At 63.5% G+C, this 21,803-nt stretch carries 23 protein-coding genes; 6 read left to right on the forward strand and 17 right to left on the reverse strand.

Annotation, left to right across the window (positions count from 1 at the left end; translation table 11 throughout):
* Positions 1-141: 141 nt before the first annotated feature.
* The 6 genes from AC1IN8_RS17560 to rph all read right to left on the reverse strand — a co-directional run bounded on the left by AC1IN8_RS17560 (position 142) and on the right by rph (position 6,182).
* Positions 142-405 (reverse strand): YihD family protein, encoded by a 264-nt coding sequence (locus AC1IN8_RS17560; RefSeq protein WP_139438101.1) that lies wholly within the window; start codon positions 403-405, stop codon positions 142-144.
* Between the two features lie 30 nt (positions 406-435).
* A complete protein-coding gene (locus AC1IN8_RS17565; RefSeq protein ID WP_162519267.1) occupies positions 436-1,590 on the reverse strand; it encodes a GGDEF domain-containing protein in 1,155 nt (384 codons plus the stop codon).
* 161 nt (positions 1,591-1,751) lie between these two features.
* A complete protein-coding gene (cueR, locus tag AC1IN8_RS17570; protein ID WP_005323722.1) occupies positions 1,752-2,141 on the reverse strand; it encodes a Cu(I)-responsive transcriptional regulator in 390 nt (129 codons plus the stop codon).
* Entirely contained in the window at positions 2,138-4,567 is a 2,430-nt protein-coding gene (locus AC1IN8_RS17575; RefSeq protein WP_479759890.1) for a heavy metal translocating P-type ATPase, read from the reverse strand. Before AC1IN8_RS17575 ends, cueR begins: the two co-directional genes overlap by 4 nt.
* Positions 4,568-4,728: 161 nt before the next feature.
* Positions 4,729-5,382, reverse strand: a complete 654-nt coding sequence (gene pyrE, locus AC1IN8_RS17580) for an orotate phosphoribosyltransferase (RefSeq protein WP_043128766.1) — start codon at positions 5,380-5,382, stop codon at positions 4,729-4,731.
* 83 nt (positions 5,383-5,465) lie between these two features.
* Positions 5,466-6,182 (reverse strand): ribonuclease PH, encoded by a 717-nt coding sequence (gene rph, locus AC1IN8_RS17585; RefSeq protein ID WP_041997563.1) that lies wholly within the window; start codon positions 6,180-6,182, stop codon positions 5,466-5,468.
* 147 nt (positions 6,183-6,329) lie between these two features.
* On the opposite strand from rph, the gene AC1IN8_RS17590 reads away from it, so the two are divergent.
* Positions 6,330-7,193 carry a YicC/YloC family endoribonuclease gene (locus AC1IN8_RS17590; protein ID WP_479759893.1) on the forward strand — a complete coding sequence of 288 codons (864 nt, stop codon included), beginning with the start codon at positions 6,330-6,332 and terminating at the stop codon, positions 7,191-7,193.
* Positions 7,194-7,357: 164 nt separating this feature from the next.
* Positions 7,358-7,633, forward strand: coding sequence for a winged helix-turn-helix domain-containing protein (locus tag AC1IN8_RS17595; protein WP_479759922.1), 276 nt, complete (start codon positions 7,358-7,360; stop codon positions 7,631-7,633).
* A gap of 442 nt (positions 7,634-8,075) precedes the next feature.
* On the opposite strand, the gene yjjJ is transcribed toward AC1IN8_RS17595, so the two are convergent.
* The 4 genes from yjjJ to waaF all read right to left on the reverse strand — a co-directional run bounded on the left by yjjJ (position 8,076) and on the right by waaF (position 13,182).
* Positions 8,076-9,380, reverse strand: a complete 1,305-nt coding sequence (yjjJ, locus tag AC1IN8_RS17600; protein ID WP_479759895.1) for a type II toxin-antitoxin system HipA family toxin YjjJ — start codon at positions 9,378-9,380, stop codon at positions 8,076-8,078.
* A gap of 413 nt (positions 9,381-9,793) precedes the next feature.
* Complete coding sequence (locus AC1IN8_RS17605; protein WP_479759897.1) at positions 9,794-10,672, reverse strand: DMT family transporter; 879 nt, start codon at positions 10,670-10,672, stop codon at positions 9,794-9,796.
* A gap of 145 nt (positions 10,673-10,817) precedes the next feature.
* Positions 10,818-12,083, reverse strand: coding sequence for a lipid IV(A) 3-deoxy-D-manno-octulosonic acid transferase (gene waaA, locus AC1IN8_RS17610; RefSeq protein WP_479759899.1), 1,266 nt, complete (start codon positions 12,081-12,083; stop codon positions 10,818-10,820).
* Between the two features lies 1 nt (position 12,084).
* The gene (waaF, locus tag AC1IN8_RS17615) at positions 12,085-13,182 is read right to left on the reverse strand and encodes a lipopolysaccharide heptosyltransferase II (protein ID WP_479759901.1); all 1,098 of its coding nucleotides are present in this window, start codon (positions 13,180-13,182) and stop codon (positions 12,085-12,087) included.
* Positions 13,183-13,471: 289 nt separating this feature from the next.
* Here waaF and AC1IN8_RS17620 point away from each other — a divergent pair, with 289 nt between their 5' ends.
* Positions 13,472-14,260: a glycosyltransferase family 2 protein gene (locus tag AC1IN8_RS17620; RefSeq protein WP_479759902.1), complete on the forward strand. Its 789-nt coding sequence runs from the start codon at positions 13,472-13,474 to the stop codon at positions 14,258-14,260.
* A gap of 58 nt (positions 14,261-14,318) precedes the next feature.
* On the opposite strand, the gene AC1IN8_RS17625 is transcribed toward AC1IN8_RS17620, so the two are convergent.
* Positions 14,319-15,362: a glycosyltransferase family 9 protein gene (locus tag AC1IN8_RS17625; RefSeq protein WP_139438116.1), complete on the reverse strand. Its 1,044-nt coding sequence runs from the start codon at positions 15,360-15,362 to the stop codon at positions 14,319-14,321.
* Positions 15,363-15,585: 223 nt separating this feature from the next.
* Between AC1IN8_RS17625 and coaD the strand changes: the two genes are divergently transcribed.
* On the forward strand, positions 15,586-16,068 hold the full coding sequence (gene coaD / locus AC1IN8_RS17630; RefSeq protein WP_139744767.1) for a pantetheine-phosphate adenylyltransferase: 483 nt from the start codon (positions 15,586-15,588) through the stop codon (positions 16,066-16,068).
* 75 nt (positions 16,069-16,143) lie between these two features.
* Here coaD and AC1IN8_RS17635 read toward each other — a convergent pair whose 3' ends face one another.
* The 6 genes from AC1IN8_RS17635 to radC all read right to left on the reverse strand — a co-directional run bounded on the left by AC1IN8_RS17635 (position 16,144) and on the right by radC (position 19,816).
* Positions 16,144-17,022: a VirK/YbjX family protein gene (locus AC1IN8_RS17635; protein WP_479759904.1), complete on the reverse strand. Its 879-nt coding sequence runs from the start codon at positions 17,020-17,022 to the stop codon at positions 16,144-16,146.
* Positions 17,023-17,199: 177 nt separating this feature from the next.
* On the reverse strand, positions 17,200-18,012 hold the full coding sequence (gene mutM / locus AC1IN8_RS17640) for a bifunctional DNA-formamidopyrimidine glycosylase/DNA-(apurinic or apyrimidinic site) lyase (RefSeq protein WP_163137455.1): 813 nt from the start codon (positions 18,010-18,012) through the stop codon (positions 17,200-17,202).
* 27 nt (positions 18,013-18,039) lie between these two features.
* Positions 18,040-18,495, reverse strand: coding sequence for a hypothetical protein (locus tag AC1IN8_RS17645; protein ID WP_042648922.1), 456 nt, complete (start codon positions 18,493-18,495; stop codon positions 18,040-18,042).
* A 94-nt stretch (positions 18,496-18,589) separates the two neighbouring features.
* Positions 18,590-18,757, reverse strand: a complete 168-nt coding sequence (gene rpmG, locus AC1IN8_RS17650) for a 50S ribosomal protein L33 (protein ID WP_005323752.1) — start codon at positions 18,755-18,757, stop codon at positions 18,590-18,592.
* A gap of 11 nt (positions 18,758-18,768) precedes the next feature.
* Complete coding sequence (gene rpmB / locus AC1IN8_RS17655; protein WP_005307492.1) at positions 18,769-19,005, reverse strand: 50S ribosomal protein L28; 237 nt, start codon at positions 19,003-19,005, stop codon at positions 18,769-18,771.
* A gap of 136 nt (positions 19,006-19,141) precedes the next feature.
* Positions 19,142-19,816: a RadC family protein gene (gene radC / locus AC1IN8_RS17660; protein WP_042648929.1), complete on the reverse strand. Its 675-nt coding sequence runs from the start codon at positions 19,814-19,816 to the stop codon at positions 19,142-19,144.
* Between the two features lie 147 nt (positions 19,817-19,963).
* On the opposite strand from radC, the gene coaBC reads away from it, so the two are divergent.
* A complete protein-coding gene (gene coaBC / locus AC1IN8_RS17665; protein ID WP_479759907.1) occupies positions 19,964-21,166 on the forward strand; it encodes a bifunctional phosphopantothenoylcysteine decarboxylase/phosphopantothenate--cysteine ligase CoaBC in 1,203 nt (400 codons plus the stop codon).
* Between the two features lie 128 nt (positions 21,167-21,294).
* On the forward strand, positions 21,295-21,753 hold the full coding sequence (gene dut / locus AC1IN8_RS17670) for a dUTP diphosphatase (RefSeq protein ID WP_025328776.1): 459 nt from the start codon (positions 21,295-21,297) through the stop codon (positions 21,751-21,753).
* The last annotated feature ends 50 nt before the right edge of the window (positions 21,754-21,803 follow it).

Genomic DNA, 21,803 nt, shown 5'->3' on the forward strand with positions numbered 1-21,803 from the left:
GCTAATTGTGTGGGTTAAATGTATCTATAGTTCGAGTGCCGTCGCAATTTCAGGCAACAAAAAAGGCCCATAGCCAGTTGACTATGGACCTTTTTGGAGATTCTCTTGAAACCTTCCTCTTCCGGCAACCCGGTGGCCGGGTTACTTGATGCCGCGGGCCTTGAGCAGGGCTTCCTTGAAGTCAGGAACATGATCCTTGGCCAGGCCCGGGATCATCGCCTGCTTGTCGGATTCGCGCATCTTGAGGTGGTAGATCAGCATGTCGTCGGTCAGCTCGGACAGGGCGCCCTCATAGCCGGCTTCTGCCGCCAGTTTGGCGATGAATTGCACCAGGCTGAGATCCTGATCCTTGATCCAGGCGGGCTGCAGCAGCTCCAGCAGCTCTTCGATACGATGACATTGCATAGACGACCTCTTTAATCTGTCATGTGAAACTCAGGCAACCTTACCCATCAAGGCTACTTCGATACGATCCCGGCCATTATGCTTGGCCTGATAGAGGGCCGCATCCGCTTTTTGGATGAGCTCGGCGATGGAGTGGTGCTGATCCGGCACCAGGGTCGCGACCCCGAAGCTGCAGCTGACCCGACCGGATACCCGGGACTTGTGGTGGGGAATGCCAAGGGTGCGCAGGGCCGTGCGCACCTGCTCGGCGATCTGCATGGCCCCCTGCAAGGTGGTGCAGGGCAGCAGCAGGGCGAACTCCTCCCCGCCGTAACGGGCGGCCAGATCGTCCTCCCGCCGCAACACCTCGGCCAGCAGGCTCGCCACCTGCTGCAGGCACTGGTCCCCCAGCTGATGACCATAGTGATCGTTGAACTGCTTGAAGTAGTCCACATCCACCAGCACCAGGGAGAGGGGCGCCCTGGCCCGGTGACAGCGGCGCCAGGCCCGCGCCAGGGTATCGTCCAGGTGAGCCCGGTTGGCGATGCCGGTCAGGCCGTCCAGGCGGGAGGTGAGCTTGAGATGCTCGGAGACCGCCTTGAGTTCGGCCACCAGTTCGGCGTTGGAAAAACTGTGATAGAGGGAAGCCACCTGATCCCGGCGCAACCGGCGCAGCAGGGTTGGCAGAAACACGAACAGGTAACCCGCCAGCATGCAGGAGACGATCCGCTCCTGCTCGTTGCCGCCGCTGAGCTCGAACAGCATGGCAAACCCGAGGGGCAGCACGGCGCCGTAGAGGGTGCGGCGACTGCCGAACAGCATGATGGCGCTGCCGGTGAGGATCAGGCTGGTGAGCATCAGCATGGCGGCGCGATAGGTGTCCGGCAGCCTGTCCATGTAGAGCAGCACGCCGAGGGCCCAGATGATGGAGGTGATGGTCACCCCGATGAAGAGCTCCCGCTCCAGCACCGGCAGCGGCAGCTCTGCCAGCCGGGGTTGACGCCAGCGCAGGTGCCACCAGCGTCCCAGCAGCAACAGGAAGACCAGGCCAAGCCAGCCGAGCGCCTCCCTGGCGGGCAGGTAGTCGTGGAACAGCAGGCTCCAGCTGATCGCCAGCAGCGCCAGACAAGGCAGGCTGAAGGAGGCGTGGGTATAGAGCTGGACCATGATGGCCCGCCGCACCTGGTGATTCACACTCTGGGTCAACTGGGTACTCCCCGTACAAGAGCCGCACAGTCTACCACTCCCTTTTCCTGCTCAACAATCAATCGCCCGCTATTAAGCAGCCACTCAGCCCCTGACGCGCCGTGCCACGCCGGCAGGATCCCGGGACACTCCAGCCTGCTCGCGCTCGCCCGGCAACCCCCTCAACCCTTCTCGAGCTCGTCGAGTATGGGGCACTGGGGATTCGCGTCTCCGTGGCAGCACCCCACCACCTCCTCCAGGGAGCTGAGCATGGCCTGCAGACCGGCGATGCGGGCACGCAGATCGACGATCTTCTCCTGCGCAAGCTTCTTCACCTGGGCGCTGGTCCTGTGTTCGTCCCGGTAGAGCGCCAGCAGCTCCTGACACTCCTCCAGGTTGAAGCCGGTCTCCCGCGCCCGCTTGACGAAACGCAGCTCCCGCAGGGCGCCGTCTGTGTAGCTGCGATAGCCGTTGTCACTGCGCACCGGCGCCGAGATGAGGCCGATGCTCTCGTAGTAGCGGATGGTCTTGGCGGACAGCCCAGTGGCCTTGGCAACCTTGCTGATGTTCATGGATGACTCCTCTTAGATTCAGATTGGCGCTGGCTGCCCGCCCTGGGCTGCCAGCGTTTCAGTAACAGGGAATTGCTCAATACCGTGATGCTGCTCAGGGCCATGGCCGCCCCCGCCAGTTCGGGGCTGAGGTAGCCCAGCGCCGCCAGCGGAATGCCGATGATGTTGAACACGAAGGCCCAGAACAGGTTCTGCTGTATGGTGCGCCAGGTGGCCGCCGAGATGTCGATGGCATCGGCCACCAGCCGCGGGTCGGATCGCATGAGGGTGATGGAGGCGGTTTCCATGGCGACATCCGAGCCTGAGCCCATGGCGATCCCCACGTCCGCCGCCGCCAGCGCCGGGGCGTCGTTCACCCCGTCCCCCACCATGGCCACCAGGCCCTGGGTACGGGCGCGCAACGCCTCTACTTTCTCCACCTTGCCGGCGGGCAGCACGGAGTCGAAGGCACCGTCCAGCCCCAGCTTGGCGGCAATGTGGGCCACCGGCGCCGGCGCGTCGCCGCTCACCAGCCAGCTGGCGATGCCGCGCTGGCGCAGGGTGGCGATGGCCTCGGGGCTTTCGGGTCTCAGGGTATCGGCCAGGGCGGCGATCGCCACCGCCACGCCGTCGATGGCGACCCAGACCCGGGTCGCGCCGTCGGCAGGCTGTTCATCCTGTACCGGCACTTCAATGCCGAGCTGGGCCAGCAGGAAGGCGTTGCCGATGGCGACCGAATGGCCGGCCACCTTGCCGAGGATGCCGGCGCCGACCCGCACCTCCACGGCTTCCGGCTGGGGCAGCGCGACCTCCTTGCCGACCGCCTCGCGCATCGCCAGTGCCAGCGGGTGTTCGCTCGCCTGCTGCAGGGCGGCGGCGAGGCGCAACTGTTCGTCGCTGCCGCTCCAGCTCGCCAGCACGGGCCTGCCCTGAGTGAGGGTGCCGGTCTTGTCAAAAATCAGCGCCTTGATGGCGTGGGCCTTCTGCAGGGTATCCACGTCCTTGATCAGAATGCCATGGCGGGCCGCCACCCCGGTGCCGGTGACGATGGCGGCCGGGGTCGCCAAGCCGAGGGCGCAGGGGCAGGCGATCACCAGCACGGCGACGGCGGCCAGCAGCGCCTGACCGAAGTCGTTGCTGGCGGCATACCAGGCCAGCAGGGTGAACAGGGCGATGGCCATGACCACGGGTACGAAGATGGCGGAGACCCTGTCCACCAGCTGCTGCAGCGGCGCCTTGCCCATCTGGGCGCGCTCCACCAGGGTGATGATCTTGCTGAGGCTGGAGTCTTCACCCACGGTAGTGGCCTCTATCTCCAGCACGCCGGAGCGGTTGATGGCGCCGCCCAGCACGGCATCCCCCAGTGCGCGTGGCACCGGCAGGCTCTCGCCGGTGAGAATGGATTCATCCAGCTCGCTCGCACCGCTCAGGATCTTGCCGTCCACCGGCACCCGCTCCCCCACCAGCACCCGCAGCCTGTCGCCGCGCAGCACCTCGTCGATGGCGACGCTCTGCCAGCCCTGGCCGCGCCAGACGGTGGCTGTGTCCGGCCGCAGCGCCATCAGCTCGCGAATGGCGGACTGGGTGCTGCGGCGGGCTCTCGCCTCCAGCAGTTTTCCCAACGAAATGAGCGTGATGATGATGGCGCTCGCCTCGAAATAGAGCTGGCCGCTGGCGGCCATCCCCAGGGTCAGCAACAGATAGAGGCTGTAGAAGTAGGCGGCACTGGTGCCGGTCACCACCAGCACATCCATATTGGCTGCCCTGTTGCGCAATGCGAGCCAGGCGCCGCGATAGAAGCGTCTGCCTACCCAAAACTGCACCGGGGTGGCGAGCACCAGCTCCAGCCAGGCGGGCAGGTGCCAGGGCAACAGGCCGGCCATGGCGATCATGCCCACCAGCAGCGGCAGGGTGAGCAGGGCCGAGATCACCACCTGAGTCAGCGCCTGGCGGGCGGCTGCGGCCTCCTGCGCCTCACGGGCCAGCAATTGCTGACGGCGCTGGCTGACGGAGCCTTGCGCCAGCTGGGCACCGAAGCCAAGGGCTTCTATATGCTCGCGCAACGAGGCTGGTGTCTGCATCCCCGGCACCAGCAGGATGCGGGCCTGCTCGAGGGAGAAATTGACCTCGGCCGAGATGACGCCGGGCAGCGCAGTCAGCATCTTGTTCAGCCGAGCCGAACAACCGGCGCAGGTCATGCCACTGATTTGAAACGACACGGATTCGCTGCCATAGCCGTAGCCCTGCGCGGCTATGCTGTCCAGCACAGCGGGCAGGCGATCGCTGCTGGCAAGCTCGATGGCCGCCTGCTCCAGTGCGAAGTTGACGCTGGCCTGCACCCCGTCGAGTTGATTGAGGGCGGCGGTGATGCGGCTGGCGCAGTTGGCGCAGCTCATGCCGCTGAGCGGCAACTGAAGATGGATGGGATCTTGAATCTGGGTAGTCATGTTGTTCCTCCTCGGAACCCCTCGGCCAGAAAATGCGCCAATGACCAAACCCTAACCTTTACTGTAAGGGCAAGCTCAAGTCAGGATACCCGCTTTTATCAAAAATAAAAAAATGGCGCCGCCCCGAGCCAGGGGCGACGCCATGATGGCAGGCGAGGTCGTCAGATGCCGTACTGGGCGCGATAGGCCTTCATGGCCGCCAGTTGCTCGGCCAGCGCGGGCTGCTCTGCCTGCTTCTCTTCCAGATAGGCGATGAGGTCGCTCATCTGGATGATGGCGATGATGTGGGCGCCGTAGTCACGCTCCACTTCCTGGATGGCGGAGAGCTCGCCCTTGCCCTTCTCCTGGCGATCCAGGGCGATCAGCACCCCGGCCAGGGAGGCGCCGTTGGCCTGGATCAGATCCATGGATTCGCGGATGGCGGTCCCGGCGGTGATGACGTCGTCCACCAGCATGATGCGCCCCTTGAGCGGGCTGCCCACCAGATTGCCGCCCTCGCCGTGATCCTTGGCCTCCTTGCGGTTGAAGCACCAGGGCACGTCCACGTCGTGCTGCTCCACCAGTTGCACCGCGGTGGCGGAGGCGATGGGGATCCCCTTGTAGGCCGGGCCAAACAGCACGTCGAATTCGATGCCGGCATCCATCAGGGCGGCGGCATAGAAGCGGCCGAGGCGGGCCAGATCGCGGCCGCTGTTGAACAGGCCGGCGTTGAAGAAGTAGGGGCTCTTGCGGCCGGATTTCAGGGTGAACTCACCGAATTTGAGAACCTGTTTCTCCAGGGCGAACTCGATAAATTGACGCTGGTAGGCTTTCATTCTGGCTCCTTGCTTGGCTTGTCGTTAACTGGTGTGGGGGTATAAAAAAACGCGGTCGATGCCGCGTTTTTAAAATCAGAAATTCAAGCGAGCGCCTGCTTCTGCAGCGCTATGATGTCGTCGATGCCGCCCTTGGCCAGCGCCAGCATCGCCAGCAGTTCCTCGTGGGTGAAGGGCTCGGCCTCGGCGGTGCCCTGCACCTCTATGATGCGGCCGTCTTCGGTCATCACCACGTTCATGTCGGTCTCTGCGGCGGAGTCTTCCACATACTCCAGATCGCAGATGGCTTCGCCCTGATACATACCGACGGAAACGGCGGCGATCATCTGCTTGAGCGGGCTCTGCTTGAGCATGCCCTTCTCGACCATCCAGTTCAGCGCGTCCACCAGGGCCACGCAGGCGCCAGTGATGGCGGCGGTGCGGGTGCCGCCGTCGGCCTGCAGCACGTCACAGTCCACCGTGATGGAGTGCTCGCCCAGCGCGGTCAGGTCCACGGCGGCGCGCAGGGAGCGGGCGATCAGTCGGGAGATCTCCAGAGTGCGGCCGCTCTGCTTGCCGGCAGCCGCCTCGCGGTTCATGCGCGAATGGGTGGAGCGCGGCAGCATGCCGTACTCGGCGGTGACCCAGCCCTGCCCCTTGCCTTTCAGGAAGCGCGGCACGCTGGTGTCGACGCTGGCGGTGCACAGCACGCGGGTGTGGCCGAACTCCACCAGCACAGATCCTTCCGCATGCTTGGTGAAGTTGCGGGTGATGGTAACCGGGCGCACTTGCGCGGCACTGCGATCGCTGGGACGGGACATGGGACTGACCTCTGGGCTGGCTCAAATTGGCGGGGGATTATAAGTGATCCCGCCCCAAATATCAGCCGCTAAAACCACTGCATCGGCTGACGGGGTAAGCCTGGCTGAGTATACTGGCCGCACACTTCATCAAGCCCGGAACAATCAATGATTCACAGCATGACCGCCTACGCCCGCAAGGAATTCAAGGGCGACTGGGGCACAGCCGTTTGGGAAATTCGTTCGGTCAACCAGCGCTATCTGGAAACCTATATCCGCCTGCCGGAGCAGCTGCGCAGCCTGGAGCCGGTGCTGCGTGAGCGTTTCCGTGCCAAGCTGCAGCGCGGCAAGGTGGAGTGCAACCTGAGGTTCGAGGCAGCGCAAGCCGCCGCCAGCCAGCTGCATATCAATGAAGAGCTGGCCAAACTCATCATCGACAGCGCCAATTGGGTAATGAAAGAGGCAGGCCAGGGCCAGCTCAACCCGGTGGACGTGCTGCGCTGGCCGGGTGTCATGGCCGCCGCCGAGCAGGACATGGACGCGGTCGCCACCGAGCTGCTCGGCGGTTTCGATCTGACCATGGAAGAGTTCCTCGCCTCCCGCGCCAGCGAAGGGGCCAACCTCAAGGCACTGATCCAGCAGCGCCTGGACGGCATCCAGGTGGAAGTGAAGAAGGTGCGCGAGCACCTGCCGCAGATCATCGAGTGGCAGCGCCAGAAGCTCACCGACCGCCTGGCCGAGGCCAAGGTGGAGCTGGATCCGGCCCGCATCGAACAGGAGATCGTGCTGCTGGCCCAGAAGATCGACGTGGCCGAAGAGCTGGACCGCCTGGAGATGCACATCGGCGAGACCATCAAGATCATGAAGAAGGGGGGCGCCTGCGGCCGTCGCCTCGACTTCATGATGCAGGAGTTCAACCGCGAGTCGAACACCCTGGGTTCAAAGTCCATCAACGCCGAGGTGACCCAGTCCGCCGTCGAGCTGAAAGTCCTCATCGAACAGATGCGCGAGCAAATTCAAAACATCGAGTGATCCCTCTCGCCGATGCACCAGCCCCCGCCACCCGGGGGCTTTTTTATGTCATATCCCCGGTGTGATCAACGGCATGGCCCCAGTCGGGCCGCTTGTGGCAAGATAGGTGACTGCCTTTCAACGAGTCCCTGCTCGCCATGAATCTACCCAGTTATGAAGCCATGATGCCTGCGGTGCTCAAGGTGCTGGCCGATAGTCATGCCCGCCCCCTTAGGGACGTATTCGCGCAAGTTTGCCAACACTATACCTTCACCCCGGAACAGCTGGCAGACACCTTGCCAAGTGGCCGCCAAACCACCATCCGCTCCCGGGTCGGCTGGGCCAAGACCTATCCGGTCAAGGCGGGGCGATTCAAACATCCTAAAATGCCTCAACGGCCCTATAACGCTCTCACCCGTTGCCAAGTGCCAGGGTATGGGCTCAGCTCAGGAACGTCGTAGAAGAATCCCGGCCAACCATTTCCACGGAATCCACGACACCAAAGAATCCGCGCTCTTCCGCTCCCGCCTTCCGGCTGTGTGAGTAAAAATTTTGCAAAAACCAGATACCGCAATTCCATACTGCCAGGCCGCGCCACGCCTGGGGTTTAGGGTCAAAACCAAAACTGAAAGCATTGAAAAAATTGAAATAAATTGCAAAAAATGGAAATCATGCCAAAACCGTATGCAATTGATTTTAAATAATTAATTCAATTTTCGTGGAATTTGATCACGATATACTCACGGATTTCGTGGCATGGCTATGAGGCTGAAAACCCTGTCCAGCAAGGGGTGACGGATTTTTTCGGGGATTCAGAAAACTGAAAAAAGGAAACTGTCGAGGGGCTGTTGTCGTGACCGGACGCAATCGAGTGAGAAGGCATTTTCGTCCGGTCACGCCATGTTATCCCAGGCGCTCAATGCGCGAGCCTGCCTCGTTTATGTGCCGGCCAATCGCCTCAAGGCATGGGGTGAAGTTGGCGGAAAAGCCGTCGCAAGCACTTGCCCTAGTAAAGAACTCTCTGGCTAGTCCCAGCGCTTCCCGCCAAGTATCCGCACTGACAACGTCCGAGAGTGTCAGCGATGTGAGCTCGTTCGCCATTGCGCCGCTCGCCTTGGGGGCGAATCCCATAGGTAGAATGTCGTAGGCCGGAGCAAGATGATACGGACGACCATGGCTACTGATGAACGACAGATTGCCGTTGTGCATATCAGTATTACCAATCAGCATCCCGAATGCCCAAAGTCGCGCCGTTTCCGCAGAGGCGTCAGGATGGACAACCTTCTCCGCAATCAGCCTGTTGACTAAGCTCGGCCAGGGGGCCATAGCATTGCCGACAAACTCCGCATCAAGCGCCCGGAGGGAGAACACACCGACACGCCCCAGCTGACCAACCCGGTCGAATCGGGGGATCTCAAGAAAGCGCTGCCCCCCGAAATTGAACACAACTGTCTCTACGCCAAGTACTCCCAGCGCCAGATGTTCAGCCAGCAGGAGGTCGCGCCAACGTTCGCTGATTTGGTTATCTTCTGGTGCCGAAAACTTTACCAGCACATGACCACGGTCTGTATAGGTACAGAACTTCGGCTGTTCACCCCCTGCAGATGAACCAGGTGCTTCGCCGGCACCAGCTGCCTGTGCCATTGTGGGGTACTCTGTGGCGCGAGCAATTGGGGCACTCTCCGGCATCTCCAAAAAATGGGCTAGTGCCTGTTCACCTATCAACAGGTTACCGACAGCATCATGCCCATGAGCAAGTAATGCCCTGAGTACATCCGCGTCAGCCCATTGCTCTGGGTTCGCAGGCAAGCCTAGCTCGGCAGCATACGCCGATGCATAGGCCCGTCCGAGGTACCCCTGCGGCCGCATGTCGTACAACCACCACGGCAACCCGTCACTATGGAAACTCTCGTTGTTGTTCTGCACCATGACAAACCCACCCGGGCGAACTGGGATAAGCTCACCAAGAGACTTGACGCGCCCTTCATTGGAGACACGGTAAATGGGCACCGGTCTGAGGCCTCGATAGGTGTCACGTAGAGCATATTGAATAGATGGGCCAGCACCAATTCGGACGACTTCATCGCCAAGCTCTCGCAATGCACGAGAAACCGTCGGCTGACTAACCCCTAATATTTCAATTAGTTGGCTAGTCTGCATCGGCCCTTGGCTGAGCAACTGGCGTATCGTGTCGGAACGGGTAGACATGATGTTGAATAGCTCCGTGAATGGGTAGGTGAATAGATAGATGAATAGCTATCCTATCAATGAAATGACAACTAGTCACTGCCCTGGATAGCTCCGCATCCAGCCCACCCTGTGCGTGATAGCGTGGAAAAAGGTGTACCCAAAGTTGTCCCAATACAAAAGAAGAGTCACCACAACCCAATACATACAGGGATTTAGCAGTCACACTCAATGATTAAATTCAACATCGAGTGATCCCTCTCATCGATGCACCAGCCCCCGCCACCCGGGGGCTTTTTTATGTCATATCCCCTGTGTGATCAACGGTATGGCTTATGGCGACGCCAGCCCGGCCCTCGCCATGAAGCAGAGAGGGTCTGCCATGCAGACCCTCTCGTTTTTCCGAACCATGCACGCTCGTCGCCGGTTCAGGCTCAGACCGGTGACTTCAGCTTGCGGCTGCGCAGCAGCAGGGGGAGCTGGTAGAGCACCAGGGCCCCCAGCACCAGGCCGGCGCCGGCCAGCTTGGCAGGGCCCAGGGGCTCGTCATAGAAGAGGGTGCTCAGGATCAGGGTCCAGACCGGTTCCAGCAGCATCAGCAGGGCGGCGTGGGCCGTGGTCATCCGGCTCAGGGCGTGGGTGAGCAGCCAGTAGCGCAGGGTGGTGGCGATCAGGACGCTGGCGGCAAACCAGCCCCAGATGCCAGAGCTGATGTCGGCGGGCCACTGCTCGGTCAGCAGGGAGAGCAGGGTGCCGATCAGGCCGGTCACCGCCAGCTGGACGCAGGTGAGCCAGGTGGGGGGAATGGACTGGGCGAAGTGGCGGTGCACCGCGAGCTGTACCCCCAGGGTGGCAGCAGCGGCCAGAAACCAGAACAGGGAGAGCGACACGCCCCAGTGGGTGCTGCTGGAGAGCAGCAGCAGGCCGGCCACGGCGACGGGCAGGGTGAACCAGTAGTGGCGGCCGGGTCTGGCCTTGAAGGCGGCCCAGGCGGCGAGCGGCGCCATCAGGGTGGCCACGCTCATGATGAAGGCGCCGCTGCCCAGGGCATCGCTCTGGCTGATGGCGGTGACCCAGAACAGCAGGCTGGCCCCGAGCAGGGTGCCGCAGCCGGCGGCGCGCAGCAGTTGCGAACGGCTGGGGGGCGGCTCGCGCAGCCAGGCCAGTGGCAACAGCAGCAGGGCGGCCAGCAGGAAGCGGCTGCCGATAAAGGCGGCGGTGGGCAGTTCGCGAATAGCCTCTTTCGAGAAGAGCCAGCCAGCGGCGGCCAGCAGGGTGACCAGTATCATCAGCAGCAGGGGAGCGCGGTTCATCGGGGCATCACAGGGTCAGGGCAAAGGGCAGAGCATAAAGGAAAGCAGGCCGGATTGCCTGCGGCGTTTGCCCCTGCCCCGGGAGGAGGCGGGACGACAGGTGGGTGCAGGATAAGGCACGGGGTGGCCACCAGGGCCACCCGCGCTAGTCGTTTTCCAGTGCGGCGAGGCAGTGGGACAGGGTGCGCGCCAGCGCCCCCTGGTTGCGCAGCACCACGGCACGGGCCTGCTCCCCCATCTGGCGGCGGGCGCCCGCATCGCCGAGCAGTGTATTCACCTTGTCGCCCAGGGCATCGGCGTCCGCCACCACGGCGGCCCCCCCCTGAGCCACCAGCTGGCGGGTGATGTCGCTGAAGTTGAAGTAGGCGGGGCCGGTCAGGCAGGGTTTGCCGAGCGCCGCCGGCTCCAGCAGGTTGTGGCCACCAATCTTCACCAGGCTGCCGCCGACGAAGGCCAGATCGGCGGCCGCCAGCATCAGCGGCAACTCGCCCATGGTGTCGCCCAGGTAGATTTTGTCGCTCTCGCCGACCGCACTGCCCGCCGTGCGCCGCACGCAGCCGTAGGGGGCGCACAGCTCGGCCACCCGGGCAAAGCGCTCGGGGTGGCGCGGCACCAGGATAAGCAAGGCAGACGGATGTACCTTGAGCACCCTATCGAAGGCGGCCAGCACCTGCTCGTCCTCTCCCTGATGGGTGCTGGCGGCGATCCAGACCGGCCGCTCCTGTCCAAGCTGCTGGCGCAGGGCGCGGCCCCTGGCCTGTACCTCGTCGCCAAACTGGATGTCGAACTTGATGGAGCCGGTCACCGCCAGCCGCTCGCGGCCGATCCCCAGACGATGGAAGCGATCCGCGTCGTCCTGGTGCTGGCACAGCAGGTGAGTCAGCGGGCGACTGAGGGCATCGAAGGCGCCCTGGAAGCGGGCATAGCGCTGGCAGGATCGCTCGGAGAGCCGGGCATTGAGTATGGTCACCGGCAGGTGGCGCGCCTCGCAGGCCGCCAGCCAGTTCGGCCACAGCTCGGTTTCCATCACCCAGAGGGCGCGGGGCTTGAAGGTGGCCAGAAACGCCGAGACGGCCCAGGGGTAGTCCAGGGGCGCATAGCGGTGCACCACCAGATCCCCGAGCTTGGCCGCCTGCTCGGCGCCGGTGCGGGTGGTGGTGGTGAGCAGTATGGGCAAGGAGGGCTGCTCCGCCTTGAGGGCGCGGATGAAGGGGCTGATGGCCAGCGTCTCCCCCACGCTCACCGCATGGATCCAGAGTGGCGCCTCCTGCCCGGTGGCAGGAGCCCGTCCCAGGTGCTCGGCCCAGCGCTTGCCGAAGCCGGGCTTGCCTTTTTTGGGCTTGTAGAGCGCCAGCAGCGCCAGCGGCAGGCCCAGGTGGATCAGCAGGTTGTAGAGCAGCCGATAGATCATGCTACTGGCCTTCGCCGCCGGTCGCGTGACCCGCCACCGGTTGCAGCGCTATGGTCAGATCCGCCCCGTCGCTGCGCTCCAGTCGTTTGCCCGCCTCGATGACCTGCTCCGGCATCAGCTCGATCAGGCACTTGAGGTGGCCGAACTTGCAGGTGCGCTTGAAGCAGGGGCGGCATTCGATGTCGGTGTGCACTATCTCCACCCTGTCCGCCAGTGGCGGCGTGTAGAGCGGCGAGGTGGAGCCGTAGACACCGATCAGCGGCCGGTTGAGGGCGGCGGCGACGTGCATCAGGCCCGAATCGTTGGCGATGACCCGACCGGCCAGGGCCATCAGATCGATCGCCTCGTGCAGGCTGGTCTTGCCCGCCAGCACGTGGCAGTTGGGGCGCGACAGGGGGTTGATCCGGTCTCGTATGGTGTTCGCCACCTCCACATCCTTGCCGGAGCCGAAGATCCACACCTGCCAGCCTTCATCCAGATGCTTCTGGGCCACCACGGCGTAGTGCCCCTCGGGCCAGCGCTTGGCCGGGCCGAACTCGGCCCCGGGGCAGAGCACCAGCACGGGGCGGGCGCGATTCAGGCCGAGCCGCTCCAGCGCCTTGCCCTGGTTGACGAGATCCACGTGCAAGGAGGGATGGGGAATGGACGGAATGTCGCTCCGGCTCTTCATCTGCGCCTTGGGGTAGGCCAGCGCCAGATAGGCTTCCACCATCAGCGGGAAGGCCTGCTTGTTGCTGCGCATGTCGTTGAGCAGGCCGAAGCGGTGCTCCCCCTTCCAGCCGGTACGCACCGGGATCCTGGCAAACCAGGGGATAAGCGCCGACTTCATGGAGTTGGGCTGGATGATCGCCTGATCGTACTTTTCGGCAGCCAGCTGCTTGCCGAGCCGGCGGCGGGCCCCCAGCTTGAAGTCGCCGTGGCCGAGCGGCATGGGAATGGCCTTGTCCACCTCGGGCATCCGCTCAAGCAGGGCCACGCACCAGGCCGGAGCCATCACATGCAGCTCGCTGCCCGGGTGGTTGGCCTTGAGTGCCTTGTAGAGGCTCTGGGACATCACCATGTCGCCGACCCAGGAGGGGCCGATCACCAATATCTTCATCGCGCGTCTTCTCTCGGGACTGGCCCGGCTGTTAATCGTTACTGGGCGAGATTATGCCCCAAGAAAGGCCGAAGAAATAACAGAAGATACCTGCCCGATGCGCAAGAGGCCTTCCGGGGCCGCGCTGCGGGAAGTGGATGCTCCCTCTTGTCAGCACCGGCGCCCTGTCCCCCATCGAAAGCGGCTCGACATGGCCAGCGGGCCCATGCCCCCGCCGGGGTTTTAGGCTAGAATGGGCGCCAATCCGAGCATGACCCGCCCGCCGGGCGCCAACAAGAGTCCAGAACCCGTGAAAAAACCGACCCTGGCGGCCGTCCTGATCGTCAAGAACGAAGCCGACAACCTGCGCGCCTGCCTCGCCTCCCTCGATGGCCTGGTGGACGAAATCGTCATCCTGGACTCCGGCAGTCAGGATGAGACCCCCGCCATCGCCGCCGAATTCGGCGCCCGCTTCTTCGTCAACACGGCCTGGCCTGGCTTCGGTCGCCAGCGCCGCCTCGCCCAGTCCCATGTCCAGTCGGAGTGGGTGCTGTGGCTGGATGCGGACGAGCGGCTCACCCCCGAACTCAGGGAGGCCATCAAGGGGGTCATGGCCAATCCGGCCGGCGACATCATCTACTCCATCCCCCGCCTCTCCTGGGTGTTCGGCCGCTTCATCCGCCACAGCGGCTGGTACCCGGATCGGGTGCTGCGCCTCTACCCCAGGGCGCTGACCGGCTACAACGAGGCCCTGGTGCACGAGAAGGTGGAGGTACGCGCCAACATGAAGATCGTCAACCTGCACGGCGACCTGCTGCACTTCACCTACCGGGATCTGGAGCACTATCTGGTGAAATCCGCCGGCTACGCCAGGGCCTGGGCCGATCAGCGCACCGCCCGCGGCAAGAAGGGCTCCCTCGGTCAGGGACTGGTGCACGCCATCGGCTGCTTCCTCAAGATGTACCTGCTCAAGGCCGGCTTCCTCGATGGCAAGCAGGGCCTGCTGCTGGCCATCCTCTCCGCCCACTCCACCTTCGCGAAGTACGCGGACCTCTGGATCCGCCAGCAACCCCAGGCACCGGACCAGGCACCAAAGTAAGCCGGCATGGCGACATCCCCATGACGAGACAGGGCCCCGAGGGGCCCTGTCTGCATTCTCAGCGCTCTGCCCGCCAGAACGGCGGTGCCCAGCGGGCGATCGCCGCCGCCATGGTCTTGGGATCGAGCTGGCTCATGTCTTCCGGGTGATCGCTGTCTTCCGGCGGGCTGAAGGCCAGATGACGCCCCTCGCTGTTGAGCGGACGCCAGCGCAGCGGCGTGGCGGAGCGGTGCGCAGGGAAGAAGCCGATGGTCGGCACGTCCAGCGCCGCGGCTATGTGCAGCGGCCCCGTGCTACCTGCCACGAACAGGGCGGCATTGGCCATCACCTGGCAGAACTTCGGCAGCCCCTCGTCGGAGCGGTAGATCCAGCCGTTGCCGCCGTGGGCCAGCAGCTCGGCCGCCAGCTGCTCCGCCTTGCTCTCCTCCCCGGGCCCCGCCGTCAGCACGCACTGCAGTTCAGGGCAGGCCTGGTTGAGCTTGATGATGAGGCGCGAGTACTGCTCGATGGAGAGGTTATTGGCCGAGCCGCCGCTGCCGGCGTGCACCATCAGCCAGGGGCGGCTCGCATCCAGCCTCAGCCGGCTGGCGACCTGCTCGCGCACCTGTTGCAGGCTCTCGGGATCGAAGCTGAGGTAGGGCCCATGGGGTTCCACCACGCTCAGTTGCTGGTCGGCGAGGAAGCGGCGCACCAGATCCAGGTTGTACTCGTACTCCGGCTTCTGGGAGCGGGAGCGGCGCTGCACCAGCCGCTGGTTGTAGAGCACCTGGGCCAGCTTGGTGGCCGGGGCCAGCCGGTAGGGAATGTGCGCCTTCCACACCAGCTTGGCGTTACGGGTGTTGGAGAAGAGGCAGATGGAGGCATCGAAGGCGGCCGCCTTGATGCGGGCCAGCAAGGCCCGTTGCTGTTCCTTGTCGGCCCGGGCACCCGGATCCAGGATGATCTCGTCGATCCAGGGGCAGAGGCGGGCCAGCGGTGCCGTGTAGGCGGGGACCAGGGCAGTCACATGACACTCCATGGAGCGCTTGAGCATGGCAAAACTCGGCCAGGCCAGCATGAAGTCACCAATCTTGTCATTGCGTACTACCAGAATGCGTTTCATAAAAAATCCCTTTGCTCCCTGTCACCAATGCAGGGAGGCTCGATGCGCGGTGCGGCTATTCTTGCCTGATGCCGGGCTATTCTCAAGCGAAGACGCCGAGGGGCCCTGATTTGGGCGATCCAACCTGGGGCGCCGCGCCAGAAATCCGCGCCATCCCGGTCGCGACAAACCACCAACAGACCCTATAATGCGACCAATTTTCCCGGTTGCAGGAATCAGCAGCATGACCAACAAGGTAATCTATCCCGGCACCTTCGACCCCATCACCAACGGCCATACCGATCTCATTGGCCGGGCCGCCAGGCTGTTTGACGAGGTGGTGGTCGGGGTCGCCAACAGCCCGAGCAAGCGGCCGCTGTTCGATCTGGCGGAGCGCGTCCTGCTGGCTCAGCAGGTGACCGCCCATCTGCCCAACGTCAAGGTGGTGGGCTTCTCCGGCCTGCTGGTGGATTTTGCCAGGGAGCAGCAGGCCAACGTGCTGATCCGCGGCCTGCGCGCCGTCTCCGACTTCGAGTACGAATTCCAGCTGGCCAACATGAACCGCCGCCTGATGCCGGAACTGGAGAGCGTCTTCCTCACCCCGGCGGAAGAGAACTCCTTCATCTCCTCCACCCTGGTGAAGGAAGTCGCCCTGCACGGCGGCGACATCCACCAGTTCGTCGATCCCCTGGTGGCCCAGGCCATCGCCGCCAAACAGGGCAAGTGACAACGCAAACAGGCTACCCCAGGGTAGCCTGTTTGTCGGGGCAGTTGACGCTGCCCCTGTCTCCCGCCCCTGCCATCAGTCGGGCGCGCGGTTCAGCACCTGCTGACAGTTGAGCGCCAGCTCGTCCAGCCAGGCGTAGCGACGCCGGTACATGGCCCGCTTCCTGGCGGCCACCTCCTCCAGCGGCTTGCGCACCACGGGCTGCAACCGCACGAAGTTGGCATCCTGATCCAGGGCACCGAACTCCTGCCACAGCTCGTCATAATCCGCCTGCAGGCAGGCTTTTTTCTTCTTGCTGTAGCGTCTGGCCTGAAAGATGTGCGCCTTCATCCGCACGGCCGAGACACGGCTGGCCCCCATGGCAGCGGCCAGCGCCATCACCAGCATCACCACCAGCGACTTGGGTCTCAGGCCATGGCCCACCTTGGTCAGGGCTCGTACCTGCTCCTGGGGCTGCTCGACACCGGGCTCGGGCCCCTGCACCGAGCCTATCACCAGCGCCAGCTCGTCCTCGCTGCCCGCCAGCGAGAAGGCGCAGCTGTAGAGCCGCTCCCCCTGCTCGTTGACGATGGAGAGGGCCAGTTCGGCCTCCCGGCGGAAGGTGCCGTCGTGGCGCAACACCAGGCGACAGCCCCCCTCGGGGTAGCGGCCGAGTTCGATCCCCTCCCCCAGATAGAGCGGGTCGATAAGGTCCGGATAACGGGCCAGCAGCAGCCGGTAGTGATCCTCCACCATCCTGACTCGCTGGTTCACGGTCGAGCAGGCGAAGCGATAGGGGCGCATCGGCTTGTCGAGCAGCTCGGGATAGTGGGCAGGCAGGGCCCTCAGGGGTTCTGTCTGAAACAGCTCGAACACCCGGTTCAACTGCGGCCGGTAGAGCAGACTGCGCAGCACGAACTTGCCGCGATTGAAGGTCTTGCGGGCGCTGTCATCGGGATAAAGGAAGCGGGCCATTTTCTGGGCGCAATAGTGCCCCTGCCGGGATAAATGCTCCCAGTCTATTGATTCTGCTGTCATTTTTATTACCTCGCAGCCTGAACTGGCGAGATAGTAGTCATGGACGAAAGCTGCATCAACAGACTGGCAATACTCTCTTACAACTTGGCCGGATATGGCCCAGAAAACGGCAATTCAGCGTTGGCAGTGGGAGCAGAACACTGTGGTTCTCTGGCCCATCCTCACCTCGGTCAGCAGGGTATGGCAGTGGAAACAGGGCTGGCCGCCCCGGCCATAGACCTGCAACTGCTGCACGAAATAGCCCGGCTTGCCGTCGGCACTGGTGAAATCCTTGAGGGTGGTGCCCCCCTGGCGAATGGCCTCGGCCAGCACCCGCTTGATCTCTGCCACCAGGGTCCCCAACCGCTCGCCGCTGATGTTGCCCGCCGCCCGCTTGGGGTGAATGCCGGCGGCGTAGAGCGCCTCGTTGGCGTAGATGTTGCCCACCCCGACCACCACCTGGTTGTCCATCAGGAACTGCTTGATGGCGGTGCTGCGCCCCTTGGCTCGCGCCCTCAGATAGTCGGCGCTGAAGGCGTCGGTGAGCGGCTCGGGCCCCAGCTTGGCGAGCAGGGCGTGCGCCTCGGCGGGTTCACGGGTCCACAGCAGGGCACCGAAACGGCGCGGGTCGTTGAGCCGCAGCAGCTTGCCGTTGGCGAGCTCGATGTCCACGTGATCGTGCTTCTCGGCCGGGGTACCTATGTCCAGCACCCGCAGGCTGCCGGACATGCCGAGATGCAGGATGGCGGTGCCGAAGTCGGTCTCCAGCAGCAGGTACTTGGCACGGCGGCTGACCCTGTGGATGACGAGATCCACCAGCTCCTGGATCTCCCCAGGCACGGGCCAGCGCAGCCGGCCATCCCTGACCACCACACGGGTCACCTTGATGCCGGTGAGCCAGGGAGAGATCCCCTGGCGGCTGACTTCGACTTCCGGTAATTCAGGCATAGACAGGTCTCTCGCTCACGGCAGGGTTCAGGGGGTGGGACGCAGCAGGTCGCGGTACTGCTCCTGGCTCAGGGTGAGCCAGGTCGAGGGGGGCAGCAGGGCGGCAAACTTGCCGTCGTCCTGATAGAGCCCCACCTCAACCGGATCGCTCTGGCCGGCGACCCATATCTTGAGGGTGACAGGGGTGCCGCGCACGGCCCCGCCCGGGGGCAACAGCCAGCCTTGCCATGTCTCGATGCGGGCGGCCAGCTGGGCGCTGCTGAGCCCCAGATCCGGCCCGCTGCGCCAGCCCTGGCCGATCCGCTCTATCTGCCAGCTCGGCCCCTGCCAGGTCAACACCACGGCTGATTCGGGCAGCAGGGGACGGGACCGCTGGGCGCTGTTCTCCTGCTGGGCCTGCTCCAGCCGGTGCAGCAGGGTGATAACGATCAGCACCACCACTATGATCACGTTATTCCAGCCTTTACGGCTCAATTTGAACATGGCAAGCCTCCCTTTGAAGCGGCAGTGTACTGAATTCCATCCATAAAAAAACCCGGCACTAAGCCGGGTTTTTTGGGAATGCAGCATCAAGTGATTACTTGATTTTGCCTTCCTTGTAGATCACATGCTGACGAATAACGGGATCAAATTTCTTGATCTCCATTTTTTCGGGCATGGTGCGCTTGTTCTTGGTAGTGGTATAGAAGTGACCAGTACCGGCGCTGGAGTTCAGGCGAATCTTATCGCGAATACCTTTAGCCATGATCTAATTCCTTATACCTTAACGCCGCTGGCACGCAGTTCAGCCAGAACCACTTCAACGCCGCGCTTGTCGATGATACGCATGCCTTTTGCGGATACGCGCAGGCTTACGAAGCGTTTTTCACTCTCAACCCAAAAACGGTGAGTGTGCAGGTTCGGCAGGAAACGACGCTTGGTAGCGTTGTTAGCGTGCGAACGGTTGTTACCAACTGCCGGGCGCTTGCCGGTTACTTGGCATACTCTAGACATGTCAGTCTCTCCAAATCTTACTTCATTGCTCGAGCAAATATCTGCCCCGCTGGCCTTCGATTGCGGGGCAAACAGAAGGCGGCATTTTATACAGCATCCGTGATCAAAGATCAACTAATACAGTGCCAGAGCCCAGTCATAACCAACCACGCTCTGCGAAAGAAACCGTGATGCCGTCACCGATCACCAAGTGATCCAGCACTCTGATATCGACCAAGGCCAGGGCGGCCAGGATCCGATCCGTGATCTGGCGGTCGGCCCGACTGGGCTCGGCTACGCCGGACGGGTGATTATGCGCCAGAATCACGGCGGCTGCATTATGTTTGAGCGCGATCTGCACGATTTCCCTGGGCCAGACGCTCGCCGAATCCAGGGTGCCGTAGAAAAGTTCAACAAATTGAATCACTCTGTGCTGGTTATCGAGCAATAACAGCGCAAACACCTCCCGCGGCCTGTCCCGCAGCTGGGCCTGCAAATACTCCCGGGTCAGCTGGGGGGAGGTGAGGGCCTCCCCCCGTTGCAACTGCTCGGCAAGATGCCGCCTGCCCATCTCCAGCACCGCCTGCAACTGGGCATATTTGGCCGGCCCCAGCCCGTGAGCGCCGCAAAAAGCCTGTTGCTCGGCTCCGAGCAGCGCCCGCAGGGAGCCGAACTGCTGCAACAGCTGGCGGGACAGATCCACCGCGCTCAGGCCGCTGACCCCGGTGCGCAGGAAGATCGCCAGCAATTCCGCATCGGACAGCACCCCCGCCCCACGGCGCAGCAGCTTCTCCCGGGGGCGCTCATCTTCCGGCCACTCCTTGATGCTCATTTGTCTCTCCCCCATGGCTATTGAGAGAAAACATAGCAAAAAATCGCGGGAGCCCGACCACAACTCCCCCATGTCAGCCTCTGTCGTCGCCCATCGCCTGTGCTATCTTAGCCGACCAGTCAGAGTGAGCCGAAAGAGAAGCAGCAGATGAGATTGGCCGATAAACGCATCCTGTTGGGTGTCAGTGGCGGGATCGCCGCCTACAAGAGTGCCGAACTGGTACGTCGCCTGAAAGATCAGGGGGCCGAGGTGCGGGTGGTGATGACCCGCTCCGCCAAGGAGTTCATCACTCCCCTGACCCTGCAGGCCGTCTCCGGCCACCCGGTGGCCGACAGCCTGCTGGACCCGGCCGCCGAGGCGGGCATGGGCCACATCGAGCTGGCCAAGTGGGCGGATCTGGTGCTGATCGCCCCCGCCAGCGCCAACCTGATGGCGCGCATGGCCGCCGGCATGGCGGACGAGCTGCTCACCACCCTCTGCCTGGCCACCCCGGCAACCGTGGCGCTTGCGCCTGCCATGAACCAGCAGATGTATCGCAACGCCGCCACCCAGGCCAATCTCGATACCCTGGCCAGCCGCGGCATCCTGCTGTGGGGGCCGGATTCCGGCAGCCAGGCCTGCGGTGACGTGGGCCCCGGCCGGATGCTGGATCCCCTCGAACTGGTGGAGCGCTGCTGCCAGCAGCTGGCTGACGAGCCATTGCTGGCGGGGGTCAAACTGCTGCTCACCGCCGGGCCGACCCGCGAGGCGCTGGATCCGGTGCGCTACATCAGCAACCACAGCTCCGGCAAGATGGGTTACGCCATCGCCCGCGCCGCCCGCGAGGCGGGTGCCGAAGTGACGCTGGTGAGCGGCCCTGTCGCCCTGGCCACCCCGCAAGGGGTGACAAGAGTCGATGTGGAGAGCGCCCTGCAGATGCACGAAGCGGTGATGAGCCGGGTCGGTGAGTGCGACCTCTTTATCGGCTGCGCCGCCGTGGCAGACTATCGCCCGGCCCAGGTCGCCAGCCAGAAGATCAAGAAGACTGGTGACAACGACCAGATGGCGCTGACCCTGGTCAAGAATCCCGACATCATCGCCGCCGTGGGGGCACTGTCAGACAAGCCCTTCACCGTCGGATTTGCCGCCGAAACCGTGGATGTGGAACAATACGCCCTCGACAAACTGCGACGTAAGCGGCTGGACATGATCGCCGCCAACGACGTGTCCCGCGCGGGTCAAGGCTTCAATGCCGATGACAACGCCCTGACCGTCTTCTGGCAAGGGGGTCAGGCCGCCCTGCCCCTGGCCGACAAGCTGACGCTGGCTCGTCATCTTGTCGCCCTGATTGCACGCCACTATCGACCCTGAGCCCCGGGCCATGACCACTGGCGACGGACTCACGGCGACCGGCATCGCATTGACAACATGCTGGGCGACCCAAGGGCGCCCACTGAACCACTCGATCGCCCCGGGGCGATCCAATTGAAAAACGATTCATGACGACACAAATTGAACTGAAAATCCTGGATGCCCGCATCGGCACCGACTTCCCGCTGCCTGCCTACGCCACTCCGGGTTCCGCTGGCATGGATCTGCGCGCCCTGCTGGATGCACCGATCACGCTGGCACCGGGCGACACCACCCTGGTGCCGACCGGGCTCGCCATCCACATTCAGGATCCGGGTCTGTGCGCCACCATCTTGCCTCGCTCCGGCCTGGGCCATAAGCACGGCATAGTGCTCGGCAACCTGGTCGGTCTCATCGACTCCGACTATCAGGGCCAGCTGATGGTCTCGGTCTGGAATCGCGGCAACGACAGCTTCACCATGCAGCCAGGCGAGCGCATCGCCCAGCTGGTGATCCTGCCCGTGGTGCAGGCCAGCTTCCAGCTGGTCGACGAATTCAACCAGAGTGAACGGGGTGAAGGCGGGTTTGGTTCTTCTGGTCGCCAATAACAAGACCACACAGCCCCCTGGGGTCTGTGTCTAATAACAGAATCAAGCCA

The organism is Aeromonas sp. 130281, assembly GCF_056642115.1.

What these genes read in the sequence shown, in the direction of transcription:
- AC1IN8_RS17595 (WP_479759922.1), top strand. Translation starts at nt 7,358, where the DNA reads ATGCCTGCGGTGCTCAAGGTGCTGGCCGATAGTCATGCCCGCCCCCTT.
- waaF (WP_479759901.1), bottom strand. Translation starts at nt 13,182, where the DNA reads ATGAAGATATTGGTGATCGGCCCCTCCTGGGTCGGCGACATGGTGATG.
- AC1IN8_RS17645 (WP_042648922.1), bottom strand. Translation starts at nt 18,495, where the DNA reads ATGTTCAAATTGAGCCGTAAAGGCTGGAATAACGTGATCATAGTGGTG.
- coaD (WP_139744767.1), top strand. Translation starts at nt 15,586, where the DNA reads ATGACCAACAAGGTAATCTATCCCGGCACCTTCGACCCCATCACCAAC.
- cueR (WP_005323722.1), bottom strand. Translation starts at nt 2,141, where the DNA reads ATGAACATCAGCAAGGTTGCCAAGGCCACTGGGCTGTCCGCCAAGACC.
- AC1IN8_RS17625 (WP_139438116.1), bottom strand. Translation starts at nt 15,362, where the DNA reads ATGAAACGCATTCTGGTAGTACGCAATGACAAGATTGGTGACTTCATG.
- rpmG (WP_005323752.1), bottom strand. Translation starts at nt 18,757, where the DNA reads ATGGCTAAAGGTATTCGCGATAAGATTCGCCTGAACTCCAGCGCCGGT.
- rph (WP_041997563.1), bottom strand. Translation starts at nt 6,182, where the DNA reads ATGTCCCGTCCCAGCGATCGCAGTGCCGCGCAAGTGCGCCCGGTTACC.
- AC1IN8_RS17590 (WP_479759893.1), top strand. Translation starts at nt 6,330, where the DNA reads ATGATTCACAGCATGACCGCCTACGCCCGCAAGGAATTCAAGGGCGAC.
- rpmB (WP_005307492.1), bottom strand. Translation starts at nt 19,005, where the DNA reads ATGTCTAGAGTATGCCAAGTAACCGGCAAGCGCCCGGCAGTTGGTAAC.
- AC1IN8_RS17560 (WP_139438101.1), bottom strand. Translation starts at nt 405, where the DNA reads ATGCAATGTCATCGTATCGAAGAGCTGCTGGAGCTGCTGCAGCCCGCC.
- coaBC (WP_479759907.1), top strand. Translation starts at nt 19,964, where the DNA reads ATGAGATTGGCCGATAAACGCATCCTGTTGGGTGTCAGTGGCGGGATC.
- dut (WP_025328776.1), top strand. Translation starts at nt 21,295, where the DNA reads ATGACGACACAAATTGAACTGAAAATCCTGGATGCCCGCATCGGCACC.
- AC1IN8_RS17605 (WP_479759897.1), bottom strand. Translation starts at nt 10,672, where the DNA reads ATGAACCGCGCTCCCCTGCTGCTGATGATACTGGTCACCCTGCTGGCC.
- AC1IN8_RS17575 (WP_479759890.1), bottom strand. Translation starts at nt 4,567, where the DNA reads ATGACTACCCAGATTCAAGATCCCATCCATCTTCAGTTGCCGCTCAGC.
- radC (WP_042648929.1), bottom strand. Translation starts at nt 19,816, where the DNA reads ATGAGCATCAAGGAGTGGCCGGAAGATGAGCGCCCCCGGGAGAAGCTG.
- yjjJ (WP_479759895.1), bottom strand. Translation starts at nt 9,380, where the DNA reads ATGTCTACCCGTTCCGACACGATACGCCAGTTGCTCAGCCAAGGGCCG.
- pyrE (WP_043128766.1), bottom strand. Translation starts at nt 5,382, where the DNA reads ATGAAAGCCTACCAGCGTCAATTTATCGAGTTCGCCCTGGAGAAACAG.
- waaA (WP_479759899.1), bottom strand. Translation starts at nt 12,083, where the DNA reads ATGATCTATCGGCTGCTCTACAACCTGCTGATCCACCTGGGCCTGCCG.
- mutM (WP_163137455.1), bottom strand. Translation starts at nt 18,012, where the DNA reads ATGCCTGAATTACCGGAAGTCGAAGTCAGCCGCCAGGGGATCTCTCCC.
- AC1IN8_RS17635 (WP_479759904.1), bottom strand. Translation starts at nt 17,022, where the DNA reads ATGGCCCGCTTCCTTTATCCCGATGACAGCGCCCGCAAGACCTTCAAT.